23 protein-coding genes are annotated in these 25,535 nt (G+C 68.7%); 13 read left to right on the top strand and 10 right to left on the bottom strand.

Annotated features, from left to right (window positions below; translation table 11 throughout):
• Window positions 1-4: 4 nt before the first annotated feature.
• From NKG96_RS01855 to NKG96_RS01835, 5 genes are all read right to left on the bottom strand, one after another.
• Complete coding sequence (locus NKG96_RS01855; RefSeq protein WP_254538172.1) at window positions 5-1,570, bottom strand: tryptophan--tRNA ligase; 1,566 nt, start codon at window positions 1,568-1,570, stop codon at window positions 5-7.
• Window positions 1,571-1,640: 70 nt separating this feature from the next.
• Window positions 1,641-2,648 carry a tRNA-intron lyase gene (gene endA / locus NKG96_RS01850; protein ID WP_254536766.1) on the bottom strand — a complete coding sequence of 336 codons (1,008 nt, stop codon included), beginning with the start codon at window positions 2,646-2,648 and terminating at the stop codon, window positions 1,641-1,643.
• Window positions 2,649-2,703: 55 nt separating this feature from the next.
• Complete coding sequence (locus NKG96_RS01845) at window positions 2,704-3,468, bottom strand: endonuclease NucS domain-containing protein (RefSeq protein ID WP_254536765.1); 765 nt, start codon at window positions 3,466-3,468, stop codon at window positions 2,704-2,706.
• Window positions 3,469-3,525: 57 nt separating this feature from the next.
• Entirely contained in the window at window positions 3,526-5,865 is a 2,340-nt protein-coding gene (locus NKG96_RS01840; RefSeq protein ID WP_254536764.1) for a DEAD/DEAH box helicase, read from the bottom strand.
• A gap of 72 nt (window positions 5,866-5,937) precedes the next feature.
• The gene (locus NKG96_RS01835) at window positions 5,938-7,365 is read right to left on the bottom strand and encodes an MATE family efflux transporter (RefSeq protein ID WP_254536763.1); all 1,428 of its coding nucleotides are present in this window, start codon (window positions 7,363-7,365) and stop codon (window positions 5,938-5,940) included.
• Window positions 7,366-7,466: 101 nt separating this feature from the next.
• On the opposite strand from NKG96_RS01835, the gene lipA reads away from it, so the two are divergent.
• The 4 genes from lipA to NKG96_RS01815 all read left to right on the top strand — a co-directional run bounded on the left by lipA (window position 7,467) and on the right by NKG96_RS01815 (window position 12,253).
• Window positions 7,467-8,399, top strand: a complete 933-nt coding sequence (lipA, locus tag NKG96_RS01830; RefSeq protein ID WP_254536762.1) for a lipoyl synthase — start codon at window positions 7,467-7,469, stop codon at window positions 8,397-8,399.
• 215 nt (window positions 8,400-8,614) lie between these two features.
• The gene (gene pdhA / locus NKG96_RS01825; protein ID WP_254536761.1) at window positions 8,615-9,718 is read left to right on the top strand and encodes a pyruvate dehydrogenase (acetyl-transferring) E1 component subunit alpha; all 1,104 of its coding nucleotides are present in this window, start codon (window positions 8,615-8,617) and stop codon (window positions 9,716-9,718) included.
• Window positions 9,715-10,716, top strand: coding sequence for an alpha-ketoacid dehydrogenase subunit beta (locus tag NKG96_RS01820; protein ID WP_254536760.1), 1,002 nt, complete (start codon window positions 9,715-9,717; stop codon window positions 10,714-10,716). The genes pdhA and NKG96_RS01820 overlap by 4 nt, the downstream gene beginning before the upstream one ends.
• 1 nt (window position 10,717) lies before the next feature.
• Window positions 10,718-12,253, top strand: coding sequence for a dihydrolipoamide acetyltransferase family protein (locus tag NKG96_RS01815; RefSeq protein ID WP_254536759.1), 1,536 nt, complete (start codon window positions 10,718-10,720; stop codon window positions 12,251-12,253).
• Window positions 12,254-12,329: 76 nt separating this feature from the next.
• Here NKG96_RS01815 and pyrE read toward each other — a convergent pair whose 3' ends face one another.
• Complete coding sequence (pyrE, locus tag NKG96_RS01810; protein WP_254536758.1) at window positions 12,330-12,866, bottom strand: orotate phosphoribosyltransferase; 537 nt, start codon at window positions 12,864-12,866, stop codon at window positions 12,330-12,332.
• Window positions 12,867-13,207: 341 nt separating this feature from the next.
• The gene (locus tag NKG96_RS01805; protein WP_254536757.1) at window positions 13,208-14,752 is read right to left on the bottom strand and encodes a DNA-directed DNA polymerase II small subunit; all 1,545 of its coding nucleotides are present in this window, start codon (window positions 14,750-14,752) and stop codon (window positions 13,208-13,210) included.
• Between the two features lie 126 nt (window positions 14,753-14,878).
• On the opposite strand from NKG96_RS01805, the gene NKG96_RS01800 reads away from it, so the two are divergent.
• Window positions 14,879-15,637 (top strand): S26 family signal peptidase, encoded by a 759-nt coding sequence (locus NKG96_RS01800; protein WP_254536756.1) that lies wholly within the window; start codon window positions 14,879-14,881, stop codon window positions 15,635-15,637.
• A 105-nt stretch (window positions 15,638-15,742) separates the two neighbouring features.
• Here NKG96_RS01800 and NKG96_RS01795 read toward each other — a convergent pair whose 3' ends face one another.
• Window positions 15,743-17,302 (bottom strand): Cdc6/Cdc18 family protein, encoded by a 1,560-nt coding sequence (locus NKG96_RS01795; protein ID WP_254536755.1) that lies wholly within the window; start codon window positions 17,300-17,302, stop codon window positions 15,743-15,745.
• Window positions 17,303-18,769: 1,467 nt separating this feature from the next.
• Between NKG96_RS01795 and NKG96_RS01790 the strand changes: the two genes are divergently transcribed.
• The 6 genes from NKG96_RS01790 (at window position 18,770) to NKG96_RS01770 (ending at window position 22,320) form a co-directional block, all read left to right on the top strand.
• Window positions 18,770-19,417, top strand: a complete 648-nt coding sequence (locus NKG96_RS01790; protein WP_254536754.1) for an Era-like GTP-binding protein — start codon at window positions 18,770-18,772, stop codon at window positions 19,415-19,417.
• 4 nt (window positions 19,418-19,421) lie between these two features.
• Window positions 19,422-19,823, top strand: coding sequence for a DUF2073 domain-containing protein (locus tag NKG96_RS01785; RefSeq protein WP_254536753.1), 402 nt, complete (start codon window positions 19,422-19,424; stop codon window positions 19,821-19,823).
• Window positions 19,823-20,536 carry an OapC/ArvC family zinc-ribbon domain-containing protein gene (locus NKG96_RS01780; RefSeq protein WP_254536752.1) on the top strand — a complete coding sequence of 238 codons (714 nt, stop codon included), beginning with the start codon at window positions 19,823-19,825 and terminating at the stop codon, window positions 20,534-20,536. Before NKG96_RS01785 ends, NKG96_RS01780 begins: the two co-directional genes overlap by 1 nt.
• Before the next feature lie 525 nt (window positions 20,537-21,061).
• Window positions 21,062-21,148 (top strand): adenosine deaminase, encoded by an 87-nt coding sequence (locus tag NKG96_RS21145; protein ID WP_438267428.1) that lies wholly within the window; start codon window positions 21,062-21,064, stop codon window positions 21,146-21,148.
• Between the two features lie 11 nt (window positions 21,149-21,159).
• Window positions 21,160-21,945, top strand: a complete 786-nt coding sequence (locus tag NKG96_RS01775; protein ID WP_368409326.1) for a DUF7089 family protein — start codon at window positions 21,160-21,162, stop codon at window positions 21,943-21,945.
• Window positions 21,946-22,059: 114 nt separating this feature from the next.
• Window positions 22,060-22,320 (top strand): glutathione S-transferase N-terminal domain-containing protein, encoded by a 261-nt coding sequence (locus tag NKG96_RS01770; RefSeq protein WP_254536750.1) that lies wholly within the window; start codon window positions 22,060-22,062, stop codon window positions 22,318-22,320.
• Between the two features lie 186 nt (window positions 22,321-22,506).
• Here NKG96_RS01770 and NKG96_RS01765 read toward each other — a convergent pair whose 3' ends face one another.
• Window positions 22,507-22,863 (bottom strand): hypothetical protein, encoded by a 357-nt coding sequence (locus tag NKG96_RS01765; RefSeq protein ID WP_254536749.1) that lies wholly within the window; start codon window positions 22,861-22,863, stop codon window positions 22,507-22,509.
• On the opposite strand from NKG96_RS01765, the gene NKG96_RS20845 reads away from it, so the two are divergent.
• Complete coding sequence (locus NKG96_RS20845) at window positions 22,862-22,993, top strand: hypothetical protein (RefSeq protein WP_256558101.1); 132 nt, start codon at window positions 22,862-22,864, stop codon at window positions 22,991-22,993. The two genes, NKG96_RS01765 and NKG96_RS20845, sit on opposite strands and share 2 nt — an antisense overlap.
• A gap of 53 nt (window positions 22,994-23,046) precedes the next feature.
• Here NKG96_RS20845 and NKG96_RS01760 read toward each other — a convergent pair whose 3' ends face one another.
• Window positions 23,047-24,018, bottom strand: coding sequence for a transcriptional regulator (locus NKG96_RS01760; protein ID WP_254536748.1), 972 nt, complete (start codon window positions 24,016-24,018; stop codon window positions 23,047-23,049).
• A 177-nt stretch (window positions 24,019-24,195) separates the two neighbouring features.
• Between NKG96_RS01760 and NKG96_RS01755 the strand changes: the two genes are divergently transcribed.
• Window positions 24,196-25,518 (top strand): tRNA(Ile)(2)-agmatinylcytidine synthase, encoded by a 1,323-nt coding sequence (locus NKG96_RS01755; protein WP_254536747.1) that lies wholly within the window; start codon window positions 24,196-24,198, stop codon window positions 25,516-25,518.
• The last annotated feature ends 17 nt before the right edge of the window (window positions 25,519-25,535 follow it).

The raw sequence follows: 25,535 nt of genomic DNA, 5'->3' as shown, positions 1-25,535 counted from the left end.
GGACTCAGCGCCGCGTGCTCTCCAGCATGATACCCGCCTCCTCCAGCAGTTCCTCGCACTCCTCGCGTTTCTCCTGGTGGTCTTCGAGGAACTCGCGCATCAGGGTGGCGGCCTGCTCCTTGCAGTCGCCACAGAGTCGCTCGCCGCCGACGCACTCGTCGTACACCTCCTTCGCGAACGCGTCGTCGTCCGCCGCGAGCAGGTAGGCGTACAGTTCGTAGACGGGGCACTTGTCGGCCTCGCCGCCGAGTTCCCGCTGGAGTTCGGCCGTCTCTCTCCCGCCAGTGGTGGCGGATTTCACCTTGTCGTAGCCGACCTCGGGGTCGTCGAGCAGGCTGATGTGGCTCGCCGGGACCGAGGAGGACATCTTCCCGCCCGTGAGGCCGGTCATGAACCGATGGTAGATGGAGGAGGGCGGCAGGAAGCCGTAGCCGCCCTGCTGGACCTCCACCTCGCGGGCGAGGTCCTCCGCGTCCTCGACCGAGAGGTCGAAGGAGTCGACGTGCCCCTCGTAGACGCGCTTCTCGCCCTCGACGGCCTCGATGAGCGCCTCGAACGCCCCCTCGGTCGCGTTGCGGTCGAGGAACCGGACGCGGGGGCGGAGCGGTTCCATCCCCGCGTTCTCCAGACTCGTGACGAGGTCAGGCGCGTGGTGGTGCTCCGCGACGTACTCGGCTGCGTCCTCACACCGGACCGGTTCGTCGCCGGCGTCCTCGCGCAGCGAGTCGTAGGCTTCCGCGAGGAGCGCGCGTTCTCCGGCGTCCGTCTCGAAACTCGCGTACGCCTCAGTCACCTTGAAGAAGCGCATCCGGGTGGCGAGGTCCCGCGCCAGTCGGACGTGCGGGTCCTGGTCGGGACCGACGGGGATGACGGTGGGCTTGGGTTCGTCCAGTTGCGGGTAGAGGATGTCCGCCATCTGCGTGACGACCGACTGCATGTGCGAGACGTCCGTCTCGCCGTCGAAGCCGTAGATGGCCTGCAGTTCCGAGTAGTTCGCCTTCGCGCCCAGTTCGAACCCGAGGTCCTGCAGGACGCGGTTCTCCGACTGTCGGTAGAGTTCGCCTTCCTCGGGGTCGAACCCGAGCGCCAGCAGAGAGAGCAGGTAGTCGCGGGCGTGGTCGTCTATCTCCGCCCACGTCATCCCGCGGGCGGCGTGCGCTTCGAGGTCGGCGATGAGGGCGTAGGCGTCCAGCCCCTGTTGCTGGTGCCAGATTATCTCGTCGAACACCAGCTTGTGGCCGATGTGCGGGTCGCCGGTCGGCATGAACCCCGAGAGGACGGCGGCGGGTTCGTCGTTCCGCATCGCCTCCAGCACCCGGCGGTACTCCCGGTGGCCGAAGATGACCCCGCGGCGCATCAGGTAGTGGGGGTTCGGCACCTCGTCGAGGAGTTCGTCGAACTCCTCGATGCCGAACTGGTCGAACAGTTTGCGGTAGTCCTCGACGGTCGAGGAACCCCACGGGTCGAGGACGACATCATCTGCGCCGGCGGCACCGCCGTCCGTGGCCGTCGGCTGTTCCGCATCGGTCCCTGCGTCCGTCGGTGGGTCTGAGTCGTCGTGGTCTGCCATGGCGTGAGAACGGTCGTTGTCTCTCATGCGGACGGACAGCGGCAAAACGGTTCGTGTTCGCGCCTCGCACTCAGGGCGTCAGCCGCGAGACAGCCCGCCAGGTCACGTCCTCGCCGTCGGTCAGCGCGAAGGTCATCGTCTTCCGGACGCCGTGGGCGAGTCGCACGTCGAGGGCGAGGTCACGCGGGGAGAAGGCGTGGTCGGTCGGGACCACGCGCACGAGGAACTCCGAGTGTCCCAGATCGTCGACGCTCTCGACGTCGGCGTAGGTCCGGAAGTCGGCCCCGAACTTGAAGCCCGTCTTGGGGACGATTCCGCGCTCGCGGAGCGCGCGGTAGACGGAGAGACGGCGGTCGAACCGGTCGCCTTCCACCTCGCGCCCCCGGTCGATGACGGCGTCGTGGCCCGCGTCGACGCGGATGGCACCCCGGTCGGCGAGGTAGGCTGCCTCGACCAGCGAGCACTGGAGGGGCCCCGAGGCCTCCCGGCCGTCAAGCGGCTGGCCGAAGAAGCCGTGGCGGTAGAGGTCGGTCGGCGGGTCCCACAGCACCACCCGGTCGGCGAGCAGCGACCCGGGGACGTTCCCCGGCAGGTCCGACTCGCTCGTCCCGTGGAGGTCCGGGGTCGAGACGTCGAGGTAGGTTATCTCGGACTCCTCGTCGACCACCGCGAGCGTCCCCGAGAGCGCGTCCGCCGGGACGGACTCTCGCTCCCCGAGGACGCGCACCCGGTAGGCGACGTCGCCGTCCCACGGGCCGGACCCCCGCGGGTAGACCACGAGGTCGGCGTCCACCGGGTCGTCGACCCACCCGTCGAGCGCGGGCGAGAGGTAGAACCCGCGGTCCCGGAGGTCCTTGTAGACGAGGAAGGCGAGCATACAGTCCGTGCTGGCGAGGAAGGCGCGAAATCCCATCCCCTCCACCCCGTCCAGGTCGCCGCGAAAGAGGAGGTGGGCCGCCTCGACCGGTGCGAGGTCGAGGCCGCCACCGTCCGGGCGGCCGTACCCCCGCGAGTCGTAGTACCGCTCTCGACCCGGCTCCGAGAGGCGGACCACGTCCCCGTCGAGTGTCGCGTTCATGTCCACCCGTCCCCGGGCCGGGGACAAGACCCTTCCCCTCGCGGGAGTGGCGGGGCTACGGGGCGTCGGCACTCGCCTCGCACGCCGAATCGAGACAGCGCACGCCCCGCGAGGTGCGGAGGGCCGGCAGGCCGCAGTCACACGTTCCCGCGACGACGCCCTCGGGGACGGCGAACGCCGTCTCGCAGTCCGGGTAGGCGTCACAGCCGGCGATGAGGCCGCCGCGCCGGAGGATTCTGAGACTGCTCCCACAGTCGGGGCAGTCCCACGCCCGGTCGAACGCCTCGGCGACGGCGTCGTCCAGCGACTCACACGAGCGGTCGAGACAGACCTCGAAGGCCGCCCCCCGTTCGACGCGCATGGTCGGCAGGCCGCAGTCCTCACACGTCGAGTCGAGCACCGTCGCGTCGGTGGGGATGCCGTGGCGCGCCCCGCAGTCGAGGCACTCGACCGCGCCGCGCGACCGGACGAGCGTTCCCCCCCGTTCCGGGGCCGTGCCGGCACCGGCACACTCCGGACACGTCCCGACGGGGACGCCCGCGACGCTCGCGGGGTAGGACGCCATGCCGTGTTCGCGGTGGACCGTCACCCGGAGGTGCTGGTCGCCGTCCCGCGCCTCGACGACGAGAGGGTCCCCGCCGACCGAGAGGCTCTCGGGGCGGGTGAGCCACGCCACGGGCTGGTAGCCGTCGACGTCGTGGACGAGGACGGTGTTGTCGGGCTTGCAGAGACAGACGACGTGCCCGCGCTGCGCTCGTTCGCGTGACCCCGTAAACTCGGTCGTACACTCGCCGGCGACGACGCGCATGCTGTCGGACATGGGTGCGGGTGGTCCCGTCCTCGTACTTGAACGCTCGGACGGATGGGACTCCGAGAACTACTCCACGCGGACGGTCCGCGACTCCTCGACCGGGACGAGCGGCAGGTCGGGGAACGAGACGGTGACGGTGTACTCCATCTCGTCGACGCTCCCGCCGAAGACGCCCACGGGGACGGTGGTCTCGCCGAGGAACGCCGTTCGGTCGGTCATATCGACGCCGTTGACCGTCACGTCTACGTGTGCGCGCGCGCCGCCCGTCGTCGACCGGACGCCCACCTCGCGCATGTCGTTCGTCCCGCTCGCGATGGCGTCGGGGAAGTCACCCCAGTCCACCGCGACGACCGGCAGGTCGCGGGCGCTCTCGACGACGCGTTCGGCGACGCCCGCCGAGAGGCCGGCGGCGACGAGGCCGTCGACGCCCGCATCGACCACGTCCGCCGGGGTGGCGATGCCGTCGCCCGCGAGTTTCTTCGCCCGGCCCGACCCGACGCCGTCGATGGCCGTCAGACCCACCGCGCCCGCGCTGATGGCGTGTTCGACGCGCGCCTCGGTGCGCCGGGCGAGGTTCGCCGCGGCGGGTCCGGCGAAGCGGTCGAGGAACTCACGGAGGGCGGCGAGCAGTCGGAGCGCGTTCTGTCTGATGACCCACGCGTCGCTCTGGAGTTCGCCCGGCGTGGACCCGGTCATCGACGACCGGAGGATGGCGAGCACCTTCCGGTTGCCGTCGTCGAGGCCCGACCCGCGCCCGGAGAGGACGGCGCTCACCGCCTCGCGTTCCGACTGCCGACAGGAGACGCTGTCGAACTCGGCGGCGTCCGCGACGGCCCGGAGGACGTCCGCCTCGGTGAGGTCCTCGCGTCGGGCGAGGTGGTGGAACCCCTCGGCCGTGTCCAGTCGGAGGTAGTACCGCGAGGTCAGGCGACCCAGTGCCGTCCCCTCGACGCCGAGGTCCTCGCCCGTCTCGACGAAGCCGCCCCCGACGAGGTCCGAGAGCGTCCCGCGCACCCGTTCGCGCAACCGACCCCCGTAGTCGTAGCGGTCGGGGGCGCTCTCGGCGCGCACGGAGTAGAAGGTGGTCTCCAGCCAGTCCATCACGTCGTCCAGCGCGCGGATGGTCCCCAGCGCGATTTCGGCGTTGAGGTGCGCGTCGAGGTCCTCCGCCAGTCGGGACTCTATCTCCTTGCCCTCGTGGAGGAGCCGACGGTACCTGTCGGCGTCCGCGGCGTCACAGACGACGTAGGCGTAGCCCGCGTCGTCGTAGCCCGGCCGCCCGGCCCGCCCGAGCATCTGGAGGACGTCGAGGGGACTCATGTCCACCTCCCCCTCCAGCGGGTCGTGGAGTTTGGTGTCGCGGATGACGACACAGCGCGCGGGGAGGTTGACGCCCCACGCGAGCGTCGACGTGGAGAACAGCAACTGGACGTCCCCGCGCTTGAACCACTTCTCGACGTTGTTCTTGTCCTCCCGCGAGAGGCCGGCGTGGTGGAAGCCCACGCCGTCGAGGACCGACTTCCGGAGCGTCTGGTTCTGGAGGACCTGCGTCTCCGTGTGGAAGTCGTAATCACCACGCGCGCCCATCGGGACGTCCCGGGAGGCCAGCACGTCGCGGGCCTTCTCGGCGGCACGGACGGTGTCCTGCCGTGAGGCGACGAACACGAGCGCCTGTCCCGACTCGCGGATGTGCGGTTCCGCGAGGTCCAGCGCCCGGTACAGGCGGCGGTACTTGTCCGCGAAGGGGTTGTCCCCGTGCGTGTAGGTGCGCACGTCGGCTTCGAGGGGGACCGGTCGGTAGTCGTCGCCGAACTCGAAGGTGGTCGCGGGGACGGCGTCCAGCCACCGGGCCACGTCGTCCACGTTCGGCATGGTCGCCGAGAGTGCGACGACCCGCGGGTCACAGAGCCGACGCAGGCGCGAGACGGTCACTTCGAGGACGGCACCCCGCCTGTCGGAGTCGAGCAGGTGGACCTCGTCGATGACACAGCAGTCCACGTCGCGGATGAACCCGTAGCGCGTCGAGTCGTGCTTGCGGGTGGCCGAGTCGGCCTTCTCGGGCGTCATCACGAGGATGTCCGCGCGTTCGGCCCGGCGCGGGTCGAGGTCGCGTTCGCCCGTGACGACGTACACCGAGTACCCCATGTCCTCGAAGCGCTCCCACTCGCTCTCCTTCTCGTTGGTCAGCGCGCGCAGGGGCGCGAGGAAGAGGGCGGTCCCCTCACGTTCGAGGGTCTTGCAGATGGCGAGTTCCGCGAGCGCCGTCTTCCCGGAGGCGGTGGGGGCGCTGACGACGACGTTCTCCTCGCGGTCGAGGATGGCCGACAGCGCCTCCGCCTGCATCCGGTTGAACGACTCGAAGGGAAACGCGTCGGCGAACTCCGGGAGGCGCTCGGCAACGTTCACACCCCGAGGCGGTGGCGGGCGGAGAAATGACTAGCGGTTCCGGGTGTTCGCGTTCCCCGGTCGGACCGGGACTCAGGCGGCGGCCGCCTCGGCCGCGCGGTCGAGCATCCCGTTCTCGGCCGAGTAGTTGTAGTACGCGCCGAGGCCGACGGCCGCCAGCAGGTTCGAGCCGGTAACCGCCCAGAACACCGCCGAGACGCCCATCGAGAGGCCGAGACCGGCCGCGACGAGGCCCCCGCCGACGACGGCGACGGGCAGGCGGATGCCCCAGTACTGGAGGAGGCTGGCGACGAAACTCGTCGTGGTCCGCCCGGCGGCGTTGAACCCCGCCTGGAAGAGGTAGGCCACCCCGATGGCGGGGTAGCTGTACGCGAGGACGCGGAGGTACTCGATGGACAGCGAGAGGGCCTCCTCGCCGAGCGTCGGGACGAACAGCGTCGTCAGCGTCGAGGGAATCAGCCACTGGACGAGACCGACGACGCCGAGGACGCCGCCCGCGAGGATGGCTCCGAGCCAGGTCGCCCGGTGGGCACGCCCGACGAACCCCGCGCCGAGGTTCTGCCCGATGATGCTCTGGGCGGCCTGCTGGAGGCTGCCGGAGGGGATGACGGCGAGCGTGGCGACCCGGTGGCCGACCGTGTACGCTACCAGCCCCGCGGGGCCGCCGAGGGTGAACGCGACGAGGACGAGCAGGAGGTCGGCGCTCTGCTTGGCGAGTTGCTGACCGGAGATGGGGAGGCCGACGGCCAGCAGTTCGCGGGCCGTCGGGAGGTCGAACCGGGCGGCCGCGCGCGTGAGCATCCCGCCGTTGCGCCCGGCGAGGGCGAACCAGAGGCCGAGGACGCCGCCGAGTCCGTAGCCGGCGACCGTCGCGAGCGCCGCGCCCTGCACGCCCAGTTCCGGGAAGCCGAAGTAGCCGAAGATGAGCAGGGGGTCGAGGACGAGGTTGACGCCCACCGCGAGCAGGTTCATGTAGAGAGCCATCCGGGAGTCACCCCACCCGACGTAGGCCGCCTCGGTCGTGTCCGCGAGGACGAGGACCGGCAGGCCGACCATCGTGACGGTGAAGTAGGCCACCGCGTAGTCGGGCACCGCGCCGGCGACGCTCTCGGGACGGGTGCTGGTCAGCAGGTCGATGACCGGGCGGGCACCGACGACGCCGACGACACCGAGGACGACGGCGAGGAGGATGGCAGTGACCAGCCCCACGAACACGCGATTCCGCGCGCCGGGGATGTCGTCGGCCCCGATGCGCTGGGCGACGAGGACCTGCGTGCCGACGAGGGGGGCCCAGATGGCGACGGCGAAGACGAGACTCTGCAGGGTGGCGACCAGGCCGACGGCGGCGACGGCGTCGGGATCGAGCCGGCCCAGCCAGAAGAGGTCGATGACCGTCTGGAGGACCTGGACGACGTTCTGGGCCAAGAGCGGCGCTGCCAGCACGAGCATCGCCCGCACGACCGGCCCCTCGGTGATGTCGTCCGACGAGAGGTCGAACATCTGTGGTGACTATTACCAATTACGTTATTAATTTTTGCAATTTCGGCCATGAACTGGGAGGGGAACCGCAGGCTTTTGTCACGGCCGACCCACCTGAGTGTATGAGTCGCACGCGCAAGCCCGATTGGCTGAAGATGCGGCCACCCTCGGGCCAGCGCTACACCCACATCAAGGAGACCCTCCGGGAGCGTGACCTCCACACGGTGTGCGAGGAGGCCAACTGTCCGAACCTCGGGGAGTGCTGGTCCGGACAGGACGGCCCCGGCACGGCGACGTTCATGCTGATGGGCGACCGGTGCTCGCGTGGCTGCAACTTCTGTGACGTCCAGACGGGTGGGATGGAGCCGCTCGACCGCGACGAACCCGCGAACGTCGCGAGCGCCGTCGCCGAAATCGGTCTGGACTACGTCGTCCTGACGAGCGTGGACCGCGACGACCTGTCCGACCAGGGGGCGGGCCACTTCGCCGAAACCATCCGGGAGATAAAACGCCGGGACGAGGACATCCTCGTGGAGGTGCTCGTCCCAGACTTCCGGGGCGACCCCGCGTGCGTCCGCGAGATTATCGAGGCGGCTCCGGACGTCATCGCGCACAACGTCGAGACGGTCGAACGCCTCCAGTGGCCGGTCCGGGACCGGCGGGCGGGCTACGAGCAGTCCCTCGGGGTGCTCGACCAGGTGTCCCGCGAGTCGGACGTGTTCACGAAGACGTCGCTCATGCTCGGCGTCGGCGAGTACGACCACGAGGTGTACCAGACGATGAGCGACCTGCGGGAGGTGGACGTGGACGTCCTCACCTTCGGCCAGTACCTTCAGCCCTCCCGGTCGCACCTGGAGGTCAGCGAGTTCGTCCACCCCGACAAGTTCGACACGTGGGGACAGGTCGCAGAGAGGGAGTTCGACTTCCTCTACTGTGCCTCCGGCCCGATGGTCCGTTCGTCGTACAAGGCGGGCGAACTGTTCGTCGACGCCGTCCTCCGCGAGGGGCAGTCCGTCGAGTCGGCTCGACGGGCGGCGCGGGCGGGAACCCGATGAACGTTCGTTCGGAACCGCCACGATAACGACGAACGTTCCTGACGTTTCCCCCGAAGTCGAACTAATGTTGGACGTTCACCCGATTCTTCCCGAGGCCGTCGGGAGTGCGGTCGGGTTTCCGCCGCGATGTGGCAAGAATGAGCACGAGAGAAACGTTTTTACGAAAATACTATTGTGCCGGGCGAGGGACTCGCCACTATGTCACGGAGGGCGGTATGAGTACGTTACAGCGCGACCCCCACGACCGTGTCCAGGTTCTCGACGAGGAGGGCCGGGTGCGCGACGGGGCGGAAGTACCGGACCTCGCCGACGAGGAACTGGTCGACATGTACCGGCAGATGCGCGCGGCGCGCCACTTCGACCAGCGCGCGGTCAGCCTCCAGCGTCAGGGCCGGATGGGGACGTACCCCCCGCTCTCGGGACAGGAGGGCGCACAGGTCGGGAGCGCGTGGGCCCTCGACGTCGACGACTGGATCATCCCGAGCTACCGCGAACACGCCGCCGTCGCCGTCCGCGGCGTCGGCTGGGACCAGTCGCTTCGCTACTGGATGGGCGACGAACGGGGCAACCGGATGAGCGAGCAGAACGTCTTCACCATCGCCGTCCCCATCGCCACGCAGGTGCTCCACGGCGCGGGCATGGCGTGGGCCGCGAAGCTGAAAGACGACGAGCGAGCCTTCCTCACCTACTTCGGGGACGGCGCGACGAGCGAGGGCGACTTCCACGAGGGGCTGAACTTCGCGGGCGTCTTCGACGTCCCCGCGATATTCTTCTGTAACAACAACCAGTGGGCCATCTCGGTCCCCCGCGAGCGCCAGACGGCGAGCGAGACCATCGCCCAGAAGGCCACCGCCTACGGCATGGAGGGCGTGCAGGTCGACGGGATGGACCCCCTCGCGGTGTACAAGGTCACCCGCGAGGCCGTCGAGAAGGCGAAGAACCCCGGCGAGGGCCAGCGCCGACCGACCCTCATCGAGGCGGTTCAGTACCGCTTCGGCGCGCACACCACCGCCGACGACCCCTCGGTGTATCGCGAGGACGACGAGGTCGAGGAGTGGAAGCGCAAGGACCCCATCCCGCGACTGGAGAACTACCTGCGAAACGAGGGGCTGCTCGACGACGAGCGCGTCGACGCCATCACGAGCGACGTGGAAGACGAGGTGGCCGAGGCCATCACCGCCGCCGAGTCCATCGAGCGCCCCGACCCCGCCGAGATGTTCGCCTCCGTCTACGCGGAGATGCCCAAACGACTACAGGAGCAGCTGGAGTACCTCGAACAGCTACGTGAACGCCACGGCGACGAGGAGCTACTCGAATGAGCACACAGGAATCCCAATCGACACAGAACCTGACGCTCGTGCAGGCGGTCCGCGACGGCCTGCACGGCGAGATGGAGCGCGACGAGGACGTCATCGTGATGGGCGAGGACGTCGGCAAGAACGGCGGCGTCTTCCGGGCCACCGAGGGCCTCTGGGACGATTTCGGCGACGACCGGGTCATCGACACCCCCCTCGCCGAGTCTGGCATCGTGGGCACCGCCATCGGCATGGCCGCCTACGGCCTGAAGCCCGTCCCCGAGATGCAGTTCTCGGGGTTCATGTACCCCGCCTTCGACCAGATAGTGAGCCACGCCGCCCGCCTGCGCAACCGCTCGCGCGGCCGCTTCTCCTGCCCGATGGTCGTCCGCGCGCCCTACGGCGGCGGCATCCGCGCGCCGGAGCACCACTCGGAGTCGAAGGAGGCGTTCTACGCCCACGAGGCCGGCCTGAAGGTCGTCATCCCCTCGACGCCGTACGACACGAAGGGGCTGCTCGCAAGCGCGATTCGCGACCCGGACCCGGTCATCTTCCTCGAACCGAAGCTCATCTACCGGGCATTCCGCGAGGAGGTCCCCGACGAGACGTACACCGTCCCGCTCGGTGAGGCCGCCGTTCGCCGCGAGGGCACCGACGTCTCGGTGTTCACGTGGGGAGCGATGACCCGCCCGACGCTCGAAGCCGCCGAGACCCTCGCCGAGGAGGATATCGACTGCGAGGTCGTCGACCTCCGGACGCTCTCCCCGCTGGACATCGACACCATCGTCGAGTCGTTCAAGAAGACGGGTCGGGCCGCGGTGGTCCACGAGGCACCCAAGACGGGCGGCCTCGCGGGCGAGATTACGGCCACGATCCAGGAGGAGGCGCTCCTCTATCAGGAGGCCCCCGTGAAACGCATCACGGGCTTCGACGTGCCCTTCCCGCTGTACGCGCTGGAGGACTACTACCTCCCCGAGTCGGCGCGCATCGAGGACGAACTCCGCGAGACGGTGGCGTTCTGAGATGGGCATCCGCGAGTTCAAACTCCCGGACGTGGGAGAAGGGCTGACGGAGGCCGAGATCGTCGGCTGGCTGGTCGAAGAAGGCGACACCGTCAGCGAGGACCAACCCGTCGCGGAGGCAGAGACTGACAAGGCCGTCGTGGAGGTCCCCTCCCCCGTCAACGGGACGGTCAAGGAGATTCGCGTCGAGGCGGGCGAGATGGTGCCCGTCGGCGAGGTCATCATCGTCTTCGAGACGGAGGGCGACGAGGGCGGGGCCGCGAGTGCCGACTCCGGGGCGGAACCCGAGACGGAGGGCGAGGGGACGGCCGCCGAACCCGCCGGGACCGAACCCGAGGGAAGCGAGGCCGAACCCGAGACGCCCTCCGGACGGGTGTTCGCCGCGCCGAGCGCACGGCGACTCGCCCGCGAGATGGGCGTCGACATCGCCGCCGTCGAGGGCTCCGGTCCCGGCGGACGAGTCAGCGACGCGGACGTCCGCGCCCACGCCGAGAGCGGTGGCGAGGACGAGGACGGACCCGAGGCCCCGAGCGTCGAGGCCGAGGGCACGAAGTCCGCCACCCGGCGCGTGAGTGGCGGGGACGAGTCGGACAGCGGAACCGCGAGTTCGGCCACGACTACGAGCGTCGAGTCGGCCGACAGGGACCGGACGCTCGCCGCGCCGGCGACCCGAAAGCTGGCCGAGGAGGAGGGCGTCGACCTGAACAGCGTCCCGACCGACGAGGAGCGTGACGGGCAGGCGTTCGTCACGCCCGAGCAGGTCACCGCGTACGCCGAGGCCCAGCATCAGGCCCAGCAGGCAGACACCGAGGCCGTCTCGGCCGCCGTCGGCGAGGCCGCGGAGGACGAGCGCGTCCCCTACCGGGGCATCCGGCGCACCATCGGCAAGCAGATGGAGCGCTCGAAGTACACCGCGCCGCACGTCACCCACCACGACGAGGTGGACGTGACCGAACTCGTCGCGACGCGCGGCGAACTCAAGGCCACTGCCGAGGACCGCGGCATCAAACTGACGTACATGCCGTTCGTCATCAAGGCCGTCGTCGCCGGGCTGAAGGAGTTCCCGTACCTCAACTCGCAACTCGACGAGGAGGCTGAGGAGATACTCCTCAAGAAGGACTACAACGTCGGCGTCGCCGTCGGCACCGATGCCGGCCTGATGGTCCCCGTCGTGCGGGGGGCAGACCGCAAGGGGATGCTCCAGCTCTCCTCGGAGATGAACGAACTCGTCCAGAAGGCCCACGAGCGCTCCATCTCCCGCGAGGAGATGCAGGGCGGCACCTTCACCATCACCAACTTCGGGGCCATCGGCGGCGAGTACGCCACGCCCATCATCAACTACCCCGAGACGGCCATCCTCGGACTGGGCGCCATCAAGGAGAAGCCACGCGTCGTCGATGGTGAGGTGGTTCCGCGCCACGTCATGACGCTCTCGCTGTCCATCGACCACCGCGTCATCGACGGCGCGCAGGCCGCCCAGTTCACGAACCGCGTGATGGAGTATCTCGAGAACCCGAAGCTGCTCCTGCTGGAGTAGTCCGGGTCGACAGAACTCGCTCGTCGTCGGCCGGTTTTCCAGTCGAAACGGTGGCCTTCGCCCGGGCGTGAGCCGACTACCGCTGGGCGTCCTCGAGGAGGTCCGAGGCGGTCACGAGCGCCTCCAGTTCCACGCCGTGTTCGTGGAGCAGTTCGCGTGCGCCCTCCTCGCGGTCCACGACGACGAGGACGCGCGACACCTCCGCGCCCGCCTCGCGCAGTGCCTCGACGGCGTCGACGGCGCTCTGTCCGGTGGTGGCGATGTCCTCCAGCACGACGACCTCTTCGCCCGCCGAGAGACGGCCCTCGATGCGGTTGCTCGTGCCGTACTCCTTTGCCTTCTTCCGGGCGATGACGTACGGCGTCCCGGTCTGGACGCTCGTCGCGGCGACGAGAGGGACGGCACCGAGAGCGACGCCCGCGAGTTTCTCCACACCCTCGACTCGCTCCGCGAACGCCTCGCTGATGAGCGAGAGGCACGTCGGGTCCGTCTCGAAGAGGTACTTGTCGACGTAGTACTCGCTCGTCCCGCCGTGGGAGAGTTCGAACTCGCCGAACTTGACGGCGTCCGCCTCCCTGAGCGCCGCGATGAGTCGGTCGATGTCGGTCGACATGGCCGGGAGTGAGTCGGGCGGGGTGTTAAGCGGCCCGAAGCAGGGGAAGCGCTTTGTTCACGCTCGACGACAGGAGCATAGTCATCGCCGCGACGGCTCTGGTCGCCCTCGCCCCGGTCGTCTTCCGGTCCCAGTGGACGATAGAGGTACTGTCCACCACGCCGTAGAAGGGTATCGTTTCGACTGGAAAACGGGGTGACACGGTGGCGGTTCGGTTCTCGCGTCACACTGTGCCGCGAGTGAGTGAGCGCCAGCGAGCGAGCGCAAGCGCGACCAACGGGAGCGCGCAGGGCTTTTGGTCCAGGTTTTACACTGCGGGGGCCGGAGGCCCCCGCGCGTGGCTAAAAGCTGGAGTTGAAGTCCCGAATCGTCAGGTTCAGCGTATCGAGGTCCACGATGGGGGCGTACGCGCAGTCGGGGTTGATGTTGACGCTCTTCTGGAAGTCGGTCTGTGACTGCCAGCACCCGGAGTTGATGGCGAGCACGTTGTGGTACTTCCCGTAGCCGAGTTTGTGGACGTGGCCCGTGTGGAAGATGTCGGGGACGTCGTCGATGACGAGGTAGTCCTTCTCCTCTGGCGCGAGGCGGGTGTGGCCGCCGTACTGCGGGGCGACGTGGCGCTTCTTCAGGAGTTGGTACATCGCGAGGTGGGGTTCGTCGTAGGAGGCCTTCTCCTCGGGGAGTTCCGCGATGACCTCGTCCAGCGAGACGCCGTGATACATCAGCACCGACACCCCCTCGATGGTGACGGTGGAGGGATTGCCCGTGATGCGGGCGTCGTGGGCGGACATGATGCTCCTGAGTTCCTCGTCGAACCCGGGTTGGGGTTCGGCGAGGCGCACGGCGTCGTGGTTTCCCGGAATCATCACGATCTCCATGTCGCCGGGGACCTCCTTCAGGTACTCCGAGAAGCGCTCGTACTGTTCGTAGATGTCCACGACGTCGAGTTCCTCGTCCTGATTCGGGTAGACGCCGACGCCCTCGACCATGTCCCCGGCGATGAGGAGGTACTCGACGGGGTCGGCCTCGGCGGTGTGGAGCCAGTCGGCGAAGCGCGACCACGCCTCGCCCATGAACTCCTGACTGCCGACGTGGACGTCCGAGATGAGCGCCGCCTGCACGTGGCGGTCGGCGGTGTTGGGCCGGTGGGTGCGGGGGACGTCGGGGAAGTACAGCGAGTCGACGAACAGGATGTTGCCGTCGCCGCTCAGGGCACCCTCGACGGCGACGACCTCGTCGAGGAGGAGTTCGCCGACGAGGTCCGCGATGGGCTTGTCCTTCATGACGAGGCAGGGGAACACGCCGTTGGTGTCCTCCAGTTCGACCAGCCAGTGACCGCTGGCCGTCGAGCGCACGTCCGAGACCATCCCGATGACGGCGGCGTCCTCGCCGCCGGGCATCGCGGAGACGGCCGTCGTGGGTCGGTGGTTGACCCGCCCGCGGAGGAGTTTCGAGAGCCGTTCGTACCGATCGCGGAACACGCGGACGAAGTCGTCGTACTCGCCGGTCCCGGTGCTCGCTCCCGTGATGTCGCCGGCGATGACCGCGGGTGGCGGGTCCTGGGGTGTTCGCCCATCCCTCGTTTCGACTGGAGCACCCCCGGCCCCGTTCGAGGGGGCAGCGGTCCCGTTTCCAGTCGAAACGGGGGGGTCCGTGGTACCCGTTGCCGCTTCGGCCGGGTCGGAAGCGGGCGCGCGGGTGTCGAGGGTGGCCCGGACGTGGGCCGCCGAGAGTTTCAGCGCGTCGTCGGGGACGGAGTCGAGGGCCGCCTCCAGTGCGCGCTGGGAGTCCGGCGCACCGGCGAGGAGCGTCACGGCCTCTCGCTCGGCGTTATAGCCGCGGCTCGCGAGTTCGGTCACGATGCGCCGCGGCGTCTCCAGTGGCACAGGGGAGGGTGGGAGAGGGGCGGCAAAAGCGTAGCGTCTCGTCGGGACCGGTCCGCCCACCGACGGGTCGTGGGGACACCCGACAGAGACAGAAGGTTGAAACCGCACGCAGAGGTACTCCACTCAATGAGAGACCCCGGTGAGGACCGCGAACGACCGTCCGGCGTCGGCTGGGTTCGCTGGCTTCTCACCACGGACCACGAGGCGGTGGCGTACGTCCGCGAAATCGGCGTGAGCGTCGCCGCCGTGATGCTCGTCGGCGCACTCCTGTTCGCCGTCAGCGGCGTCTGGCCGCCGATGGTCGCCATCGAGAGCGAGAGCATGGAACCACACATCCAGAAGGGCGACCTCGTCTTCGTGACGGAGGAACACCGCTTCGCCGACGGGAGCGCGACCGTCGCCGACGGCGAGTCGACGGGGGTGGTGACCTACCGGACCGGTCTGGAGACCGGCTACGACAAGTTCGGGATGGCCGGCGACGTCATCGTTTACCGACCGGACGGCGACCCCGGCGCGACGCCCATCATCCACCGGGCGCACTTCTGGGTCGAGGAGGGGGAGAACTGGTACGACCGGGCGGACCCCGCGTACCTCGGTCGCTACGACGACTGCCGGGAACTGCCCGCCTGCCCCGCCCCCAACGCGGGGTTCATCACGAAGGGTGACAACGAGCGCACCAATCCGCAGTACGACCAGGTGGCTCAGATCACCGACGACCCCGTCAAGCCGGGGTGGGTCGTCGGCACTGCCGAGTTCCGCATCCCGCTGCTCGGCAACATCCGTCTCCTCCTGAGCACCTTCTACGGCGAGGGCGTCGTCTACGTCGGTGCGGTCAGCGGCCTCGGCGGACTGGCGGTCCTGTCGCTGTCGGGACGGCGGGACTGAGAACCGTACGGTGTGATGGGGTGAGGACCGCGTGGTGTGATGAGAGCCGTGCGGTGTGGTGAGAACCGTGTGGTGTGGTGAGAACCGTGTGGGCGGGAGTCGAGGCTACTCGTCGAAACGCGCCTGCACGAACGGTTGTGCCTCCTCGACGTCCGCGAGTCGGGAGTCCGCCAGCAGGACGCGTTTGGTCTCGGTCAACGGGACCGAGAGGCTCATCTCCTTCGTGCGGCCGTAGCGCCCCTTCGAGACGACGACGGCGTTGACGATGCCGAGCATGTCGAGTTCGGAGATGAGGTCCGTCACCCGACGCTGGGTGAGGACGTCCATGTCGATCTCGTTACAGAGGCGCTTGTAGATGTTGAACACCTCGCCGGTGTTGATGTTGTGGACCCCGTTCTCCTCTAAGAGGATGACCGCGTAGAGGACGAGTTTCGACTGCGTCGGGAGCGTCCGGACCACCTCGACCACGCGGTCGAGTTCGATCTTCTCCTGTGCGCGCCGGACGTGTTCCTCGTTGATGTGTTCGGTCCGGTCGCGTTCGGCGAGTTCGCCCGCCGTCCGCAGGAGGTCGAGGGCGCGTCGGGCGTCCCCGTGTTCCTGTGCGGCGAAGGCGGCACACAGCGGGATGACGTCCTCCGAGAGGGTGTCGTCCTTGAACGCGATGTCAGAGCGGTGCTGGAGGATGTCCTTGAGTTGGGTGGCGTCGTACGGGGGAAAGACGATCTCCTCCTCGCCGAGGCTCGACTTCACGCGCGGGTCGAGGAAGTCGGTGAACTTCAGGTCGTTCGAGATGCCCATGATGGACACCCGCGAGTTGTCGAGTTCGGAGTTCATCCGCGAGAGGTTGTAGAGGGTGTCGTCGCCGGACTTCTCGACGAGTTTGTCGATCTCGTCGAGCATGATGACGACGACCCGCTCGCGGTAGTCGACGGCCTCGAAGAACGTCGAGTAGACGCGGTCGGTCGGCCACCCCGTCATGGGGACGGGCTCGAACTCCTCGCGGTCGGCCTCCAAATCCTCGATGCGCGATTCGAGGGCGGCGGGCTCCTCGAAGGAGGTGTCCTCGAGGGCCACCGGGCCGCGCGCCTCCACTCGCTCGTGGAGGTCCCGAAGCCGGTCCAGCGACTCGTCGATGAACGCGATGTTCTCCTCGATGAACTTGTTCGCGAGCTGTGCGAGCACGCGGTACTGCGTGTCGGTCACCTCACAGTTGATGTACTGGACCTCGCAGGGGACCTCGTATTTCTGGGACGTCGATTCGAGTTCCTCGCTGACGAACTTCGCGCTGGCCGTCTTGCCCGTCCCCGTCTTCCCGTAGATGAGGATGTTCGACGGCGTGTCCCCGCGCAGCGCGGTGACGAGGATAGTCGCCATGTTGTTGATCTGCTCCTCGCGGTGGGGCAGCCGCCGCGGCGTGTAGGAGGGTCGAAGGACCTCCTTGTTCTCGAAGATGGGCTCGCCGCTCAGCAGGTCGTCGAACAGCCCCGGGGCGGCTTCGTCCGCGTCGCCCGACCCGTCCTCCGCCGCGTCGGTGCTCCCGGTTCCGTCCTCGCTTCCCTCGTCGACGTCGAGTTCTTCGAACGATGCCTCTTCGGTGCGGTCGGCGGGGTCGGCGGAGGACCCCGCCGCCGTCGTCCGTTCCGGTTCAGAGTTCGCGTCCGTCATTTAAGTACCCCTCACCCCTCCGTTTCGGGTGGAATCGATAGTGGCGCACCCCTCGAGACGGCCGTAGATACAGACGAAACGGCCTCTCGCGTATTTGCTCCTGCAGGGGCACGTCCAGTTGATGCAGAAGAACACGTAGTCGGTCGAGTAATTAAATATTCTGGTCGGTGACGAATTGGGCCCCGCGGGAGCGGACGGGTCGCCGCTCCGACCCCCAGCAACCCGACGGGGGTTCCCGGAGAGTCCGACACGTCCAGTCGACAGACGAGGGGCGCATCACCCACCGCGGACCGCCTCGAAGTCGGCGGCGCGACCCGCGATGGTGACGATGCGGGTTCTGCGGGTGGGGTGGAGGGAGTGGACCGAGGGGGTTGGTGTCGAGGTGGCGTGATGGGGTGTGGTAGGAGGTGACGAGATGGGGCGCGGTGGGTGGCGACTGCTGCGGGCGCGAGGACGGCGACGGTTGCCCGAATGGACAGCACCCTCGAGGGGAGGGGTTACCCCTCGAACGTGGTGGCGTTGATTGCTAGCACATATTGTCGTTCGTTCAGCACTCGTCGTCGTTCGTCGGACACCCCTTCGTTTCCACTCGACGGCAGTTCGGCCACGGTCGAGAGGGCTGTGGACCGGAAACGGGGGGCAGGGGACGTGACGGGTCCGGCGGCAAGCGGTTCCGAGAGACGCGTGAGTGAGTGAGGAGGCGTCGAACCCCCCCACCCCTTCGTTTCGGGTGGAACGGCCCGAAGGCGGGTGGGGGGTGTCGAGAGTCGGCGGCGGCTACTAGAAGGGAAACCTTCATACGTTCGTCAGGCGAACCGGACCCGCACTAGAAACAACGGGCAGATTCTTCTTCATTTCTAGTGTCTTCTAGTGTAAGGAAGCGACTCTGCCCGATTCGTTTCTAGTTCTAGTGACGAACCGCGTCTCGTCGACCCGCGATTCCGACCGCCGCCACTCCCCCACCCCACCCCTTCGACCGGTTCCACCCGAAACGAAGGGGTGGGGGTGTCGACACGACATTCTAGCACATACCCCTGAGGTTGGCACACACCCTGGACCCCTTCTCCGTCTCGACAGTCCCGCCCCGGCGGTCCCGCTTCGATCGGCTTCGGCCTCCCCACCGTTCGACCGCGGCACTGTTCCGACCTCACTCCGGTCGGGACCCGTCCCGTCCGGGTCCTCTAGTCTGTCTCGTTTCGCCTCGTATCGTCTCGTTTCGCCTCGACGTTCGAGGGCACCACTTCGAGTGCACTCCACCGAGAGAGGGTCGTCGACAGGTCCGCGTCGGGGGTCCGGAATCTCACCACTCACCGGCTCGTACGTCGGTTTCCATGCGAAATGAAGGGGTACGGCGACCCGTCAAAGCAGACAAATTTCTGACATTTGTCTGACGCACGTTTAAGTCAATCGGGTCGGCTATAGCGGGTAGACGCGCCCCCGTGCGGGGCGCGGGGAGGATTATTCAGGATGGGACTACTCACGGAACTCAGGTCGAGTATCGCGCAGGTCACGGCGAAACTGTTCGCCGGCCCGGACCAGGAACCGAGACGCATCGGCATCTACGGGCCGCCCAACGCCGGGAAGACGACGCTCGCGAACCGTATCGCGCGTGACTGGACCGGCGACGCCGTCGGCCCGGAGAGTCACGTGCCCCACGAGACGCGCCGCGCGCGCAGGAAGGAGAACGTCGAGATCAAGCGCAACGGCAAGAGCGTCAGCATCGACATCGTGGACACGCCGGGCGTGACGACGAAGGTCGACTACAAGGAGTTCCTCGAACACGACATCGAGAAGGAAGACGCCGTGCGTCGTTCCCGCGAGGCCACCGAGGGCGTCGCCGAGGCGATGCACTGGCTCCGCGAGGACGTCGACGGCGTCATCTACGTCCTCGACAGCACCGAGGACCCCTTCACGCAGGTCAACACCATGCTCATCGGCATCATCGAGTCGAAGGACCTGCCGGTGCTCATCTTCGCGAACAAGATCGACCTCGAGGAGTCGAGCGTCCAGCAGATCGCCAACGCGTTCCCGCAACACGAGACGGTGCCGCTGTCGGCGCTCGAAGGCGAGAACATGGACGAAGTGTACGACAAGATCGCGGAGTACTTCGGGTAACACCATGCCGGGAATCCAAGCGGACGACGGTGGCGTGCCCGAGGGCGTCCAGATCGACCTCATCAGCGGGGAGCGGATGTCGAAACTCCGGACGATGGAGAAGATCCGGATGATCCTCGACAGCGTCCACGACGACAACATCGTCATCTTAGAAGAGGGCCTCTCGCCCGACGAGGAGTCGAAACTCATCGAGGTGACGATGAGCGAGATCAGCCCCGACGAGTTCACCGGTATCGAAATCGAGACCTACCCGCGGCCCAGCTCGAACGACGGCGGCCTGTTCAACCGCCTGATGGGGCGGGACTCCGACGGCGGCAACAAACTCACCGTCATCGGTCCCGCCAACCGAATCGAGACGCTCCACAAGGACGAGAACCTCATCAGCGCGCTGGTCACTCGTCGATAATGCCCCACCAGTGTACCACCTGCGGACACGTCTTCGCCGACGGCTCGAAGGAGATGCTCGGCGGCTGTCCGGAGTGTGGCGGTGCCAAGTTCCAGTTCCACCCGAAGGGGGCGGACATCCCCGAGGAACCCACCGGCGACTCCCCGCCCGAGCGAGAGGGTGGGAGCGTCGCCGAGACGGTGGGACGGGCGACCACGACGGTCCGCGACTGGGTCGGCGACGGGTCCGACCCCGACGCCGGGTCCGACCGGCCCGTCCGCGGTGACCGGGACGGGGACTCCCAGGGGGACGCCGACCCCCGCCCGTGGCCCGACGACCCCTCCGTTTCGTCTGGAACCGACGAACAGTCGTCCGAGGACGACATCATCGTCGCGGACGACGAACCGCCGGCTGGCGAGGACCGCGCGCAGGCATCCGCCCGCAGCGAGGTCGCCTCCCCGGACGAACTCCCCGACCCGAGCGAGCGCGACGTCCCGCCCGGCGAGGGCCGCGTGGTCCGCGAACCGACCGGCGAGCGGCCGGACATGTCCCAGCTCCGCGAGGAGCTCAACGACCAGTTCGAGTCCATCAAGATACTCGAACCCGGCCAGTACGAACTCAACCTGATGGAACTGTACGACCGCGAGGAGTACATCATCGCGCTCCGCGAGAACGGCCGGTACGTCATCCAGATGCCCGAGAACTGGATCGGTCGCGACGCCGACGCCAGATAGTCCCGCCGTCCGCTCTCCCGCGCCACCCGACCCATCCCACCTTCCTCTGCAACGCCACCTCCCTCCAGCCTACAACTCTCCTCTCACACGCTCCCGTTCGGTACCGTCCGGTTCGCACACGCTCGCTCCGCACCGCTTCGACCCCCCGCCGCCCCCGTTCGGGACCGCTTCGTGGGTCCGTTCCCCACCGCCTCCTCACCCCGTCGAGCGTCGCTGGCCAGCTCCGTCTCCAGTCGAAACGAAGGGGTTTTGTAGCTCGAGTCTCCGTATCGGGAGATTCGGACGGCACAGGGTCCGAATCGACTGATTTCACCTCCCTACTCGTTGATGTCAACTCTATTTAACGTCTCGGACCCTCCGGTTCCGGTCGAACCGACGTCACCTGTCGCGTCGTGCCACCACCACCGCGCGAGCGTCCTCGTCGTCCACTCGTCGACCGGTGACTGTCCTCGTCGTCCACCCATCGACCGGCGACCGTCGCCGGAACCCGGCAGGACTTAAGCGGTCGGGGGCGAACGCGGGGACATGAGCGAAGCAACGAAAGTCGTCGTGGGGACGGTCGTCGTCTCGGCCGTGCTCGCGCTGGTACTGGTCGCGAGTCTCGTCGTCTAGCCACGATGTCGCTGTTCGCCCCACGGGACCTGCCCGACGACCTCGCGGCGGTCCGCGAGACGCACGTCTCCGACGCGGTCGTCCTCGACTGTGAGCGGGACTTCGAGACGATACCGCCGGCACAGGCCGAGAGCCTCGGCGTCCTCGTCGAGTCGCTCGATCCGGTGTCGTACCCCGAGGCGTGGCTCCCCGTCGACGCGCCCGACCAGTTGCGTCGGTTTGCTGGTGGGGAGTTCACCGTCGGGATGCCGGGCGACGGCGGCGTCACCTGGACCCGCCAGACGACCCCACCCACCGTGTTCGTCAAGGCGCGCACCCGCGGGAGTCCGGACGACTTTCTCGACTTCCTCGTCGCGGAGGCGCTCGTCGAGGCGGGACTCGGCCTCCCGGAGCACTTCCTCGGGTTCTTCGGCGAGTCGTACCCGGACCTCGCGGACGCGACGCCGCTCTCGCCGGCCGACACCTACCAGCTCGCCGTCGCGCTGTACGACGCCTACCTCGGCTTGCACACCCGTGAGACGTTCCGCGAGTGGGAGACCGACCGGCCGCGCTTGCACGCGGCGTGGGTCGACGCGGGCGAGCGACTCCAGCCCCGACTGGACGGCCTCTCGCGCGAGGTGGCGACAGGCCGGACCGAGTTCGCCGCCGCCGCCGAACTGGCCTGTAGCGGCGTGAAACACGACCTCGACCTCCCGACGCCGTTCGGCGCACTCGACACCGAGGCCTACCGCGACGCCGGGGCCGAGTACGCGGTCACGTGGGCGCGAAAGACCTTCGAGCGGTTGGCCGAGGACTGACCCACCGCACTCTCGCGGTGGGCGTCACCGATAGATACGCTCACAGTCACGCGATTGCACCGGGACCGCACAGGGACACACCCTTCTTACCGGCGACGGACGTATCGACCGTCGATGGCGAACCTCGAACTCTACGAACTCAAAGGCTGCCCGTACTGTGCGAAGGTCAAGAACAAGCTCGACGAACTGAACCTCGAGTACGACTCGCACGAGGTCCCGCGCTCACACGGCGACCGGACCGAGGTGAAGGAGGTCAGCGGTCAGACAGGCGTGCCCGTCCTCGTCGATAGGGACCACGGGGTCGACGGGATGGCCGAGTCCGACGACATCGTCCAGTACCTCGAGGAGACCTACGGTCAGGGCGCGAGCGCCTGACGCGGTCGACGCACTCCCGACGCGCCGTCCCGGTTTTTCGTCACGCCGACCCGTCAGTCACGGCACCACTTACGGCACCGCTCACGGCACCACTTACGGCACCCCTCACGGCTCCAGTCCCGACTCCGGTCGGGGTCCCGCGACCGCGGGTCGTCCGGTCGGGACCCCAACGGTCGGGTCTCGCCGTCAGGTCCCCGTGCGGTCGTAGCTCCGCCGGAGGTACGAGACGAGGCCGTGGAGGTCCTCGGACCCGACGGGCGTCACCTCCCACTGCTCGCCGGTGGGGTCGGACAGGGCGACGGGCGCGACGCCGTAGCGTCGGCGCAGGTCCGCGCGCGCCCGGTCCCGGAGACCGGTCACGGCGACGCCGTGGTTCGTGACGACGGCGAACGGGCGGCCGCGGACGGTGTAGGCGGGGCAGTCGGCGACGGTGGTCCGTTCGACCCCCTCCCACGTCGAGACGACGTGGTCGACGGCGGTACGGAGTGGCCCGGCGCGACGGTCGTCGTACCGGGTCCGGGCGGGTCCCGGACTGAGTGACATGCCCTACTCATCGCCGGTCGGCGAGATAACCTCGTCGGCGCTCGGGGGGAGCGCCCTGCCGACGGACGCGACGCTGGCGAGACCGGAGAGCGACGCTGAAACGCGAACGACGACGGGAAGGGGGCGGTGACCGAAACGCGAACGACGACGGGGAGGAGGCGAAGCGGACCGGGGGACGGGTCTTCAGGTGGCGTCGGGGTCGACGTCCTCGATGCGGTCGTAGATGAGCGCCATCAGGTCGTCGGCGTCCTCGATGCGGCCCATCTCCTCGCGTTCGATGAGGACCGTCCGGTCGACGGCGTCGCGTTTCGCCTCGTCGACGACGTAGATGGAGGCGGTCCGGGTGACCTCCCCGACGGAACTCATGATTCGCGCGCGCTTCTCTGCGGTGCGGTCGAACGCGGAGTGGCCCGTCAGGAGCGTCTCCGTCGCCTTCGCCTCGTCCTCGCTGACGGCCTTGAACGGCGACCGGAGCGTCGGGTGGACGTCGAAGCCGACGCGCGTGAGGACGGTGACCAGTTGCTCGTCGTCCGGGTCGGCCTGCGGGTCCTCGGGCGTCGGGTCGGCGTCCCGCAGGTCGTCGGTGTCGAACACGTCGACGGGGCTGGTCAGCGGTTCCTCGAACAGTTCTTCGAGTTTCGCGGCCACCTCGACGGAGGCGTTCATGCCGCCCTCGTACTTCGAGACGGTGCGCCGCGACACCCCGAGTTCCTTCGCCAGTCGCCCGAGCGACCAGTCGCGCTGTTCCCGGGCGTCCGCCAGCACGCTCCCGTCGAGGCTGACGTACAGGCCGCCGGGGGCGGCGTAGATGAGCGGCGGAACCCCCTCGATGAACAGGTCCATCGCGGTGTCCGGCGAGAGGACGGGCACGCCGTGGCGGAAGTAGACGACGCCCGGTTTCAGGTCCTCGTCGCGGGTCCGGAGGCCCACCACGAGGGGCGTGGCGTTCAGGTAGGTGCCGAGGCGGCGCATTTCCGCGCCCGTCGCGGCGTCGAAGGAGTCGACGTTGCCCAGTATCTTCAGGAGGATGACGTCCTTCCCCCGGCGGGCGGCGATGTCGAAGCTCTTCGGCCGGACGGCACAGCGGTCGCTCACGAGGAAGCCCGCGTCGGCGAGCATCGCGGTCACGTTCCCGACGAGTGCGGACCGTGACATAGTCGCTCATAAGCCGTTCGCCACGTATATGTATTGTGCCCCTGTCGAGCCTCGCGTCCGGCGATTCTTACCGGCCGTTCGGCCTGTTTAAGTACCTGCTCGCCCTGGACGGCGCCGCTCGCGCTGGCGGACGGCGCCGGACGAAAGCGCTTACCCCGTCGCCCGCCGAGCGCGGGTGTGACCGTCATCGGCCTCGACGACACCGACTCCCGCGAGACGGGGATGTGTACGACCTACGCCGCCCACCTCGTCGCCGAACGCCTCCGCGAGGCGGGGGCGGCCGTCGAGCGACTCCTCCTCGTGCGCCTCAACCCCGCGGTCGAACACAAGACGCGCGGGAACGCCGCGCTCGCGGTCCACACCGACGCCCCCGTCGCGACGGCGTTCGCCGCCGCCCGCGCAGTCGTCGAGGAACACGCCGAGACCGACGACGAGCGGACGAACCCCGGCCTCGTCGTCCTCCCCGACGACCCTGACGCGACGGTCGGCCCGCGGGACGCCCTCGCCCGGTTCGCCCGCGCGGCCGTCCGCGAGCAGTTGACCGTCGCCGACGCCGAGGCGCTCCTCGCGCTGACCGGCGGCGAGTCCGAGGGGTGGGGGAACGGGCGGGGGCGCATCGGGGCGATCGCGGCGGTCGGCGCGTGGGCCGCCTTCGACGAGTGGACCTACGAGCACATCGCCTACCGCGAGCCATCGCGGTGGGGAACCCCGCGCGAGGTGGATGCCGACTCGCTGTTCGAGGCCGCCGACTCGGCGTACCCGACCGTCTGGGACACCGTCGACCGCGGGACCGGCGAGACGGTGGCCGTCCCCCACACGCCCGGTCCCGTCCTGTTCGGGATTCGCGGCGACGACCGGGCGGCGGTCGAACGGGTCGCCGCCGCAATCGACGCCGAACCCGTCGCCGCGAGCGAGACGTTCGTCACCAACCAGGGGACCGACGTCCACCTTGGCGACGGGACCGTCGAGGGGGTCCTCGACGGCCGGGCCTACCGGGTGACGGGCGAGGTGGTCGCCCCGCCCGAGACGCGCCGCGGCGGCCACGTGTTCGTCCCCCTCGCGGGCGAGGGCGCCACGCTCCAGTTGGCTGCCTTCGAACCGACCAAGCGCTTCCGCGACCGGGTGCGCGCGCTCCGTCCCGGCGACCGAGTGACCGCCTGCGGGGAGTTCTCGGCGTCGACCGCGGGGGCTGACGCTGGGGCGGACGCCGACTCCCTCCGCGGCACGCTCAAACTGGAGAAGTTCGCGGTGCGGTCGCTCGACACCACCGAACGGGTGACGCCGACGTGCCCCGACTGCGACCGCCGGATGGAGAGCGCCGGGCGCGGGCAGGGCTATCGCTGCCGGGACTGCGGGACCAGCGCGGACGGGAAGGTCGAGCGTGCGGTCGACCGGGCCATCGAACCGGGCTGGTACGAGGTGCCGCCGCGCGCCCGCCGGCACGTCGCGCGCCCCCTCGTCCGGGGCGGCTTCGACGCGCCGACCCACCCCGAGCGGTAGTCACCGGCAGAAGACCG

Origin of the sequence: Halomarina litorea (genome assembly GCF_024227715.1) — an archaeon.
GTDB classification, from domain to species: Archaea; Halobacteriota; Halobacteria; order Halobacteriales; family Haloarculaceae; genus Halomarina; species Halomarina litorea.
The sequence above is the reverse complement of the archived record's forward strand: the minus strand, read 5'-3'. Positions and strand labels throughout refer to the sequence as shown.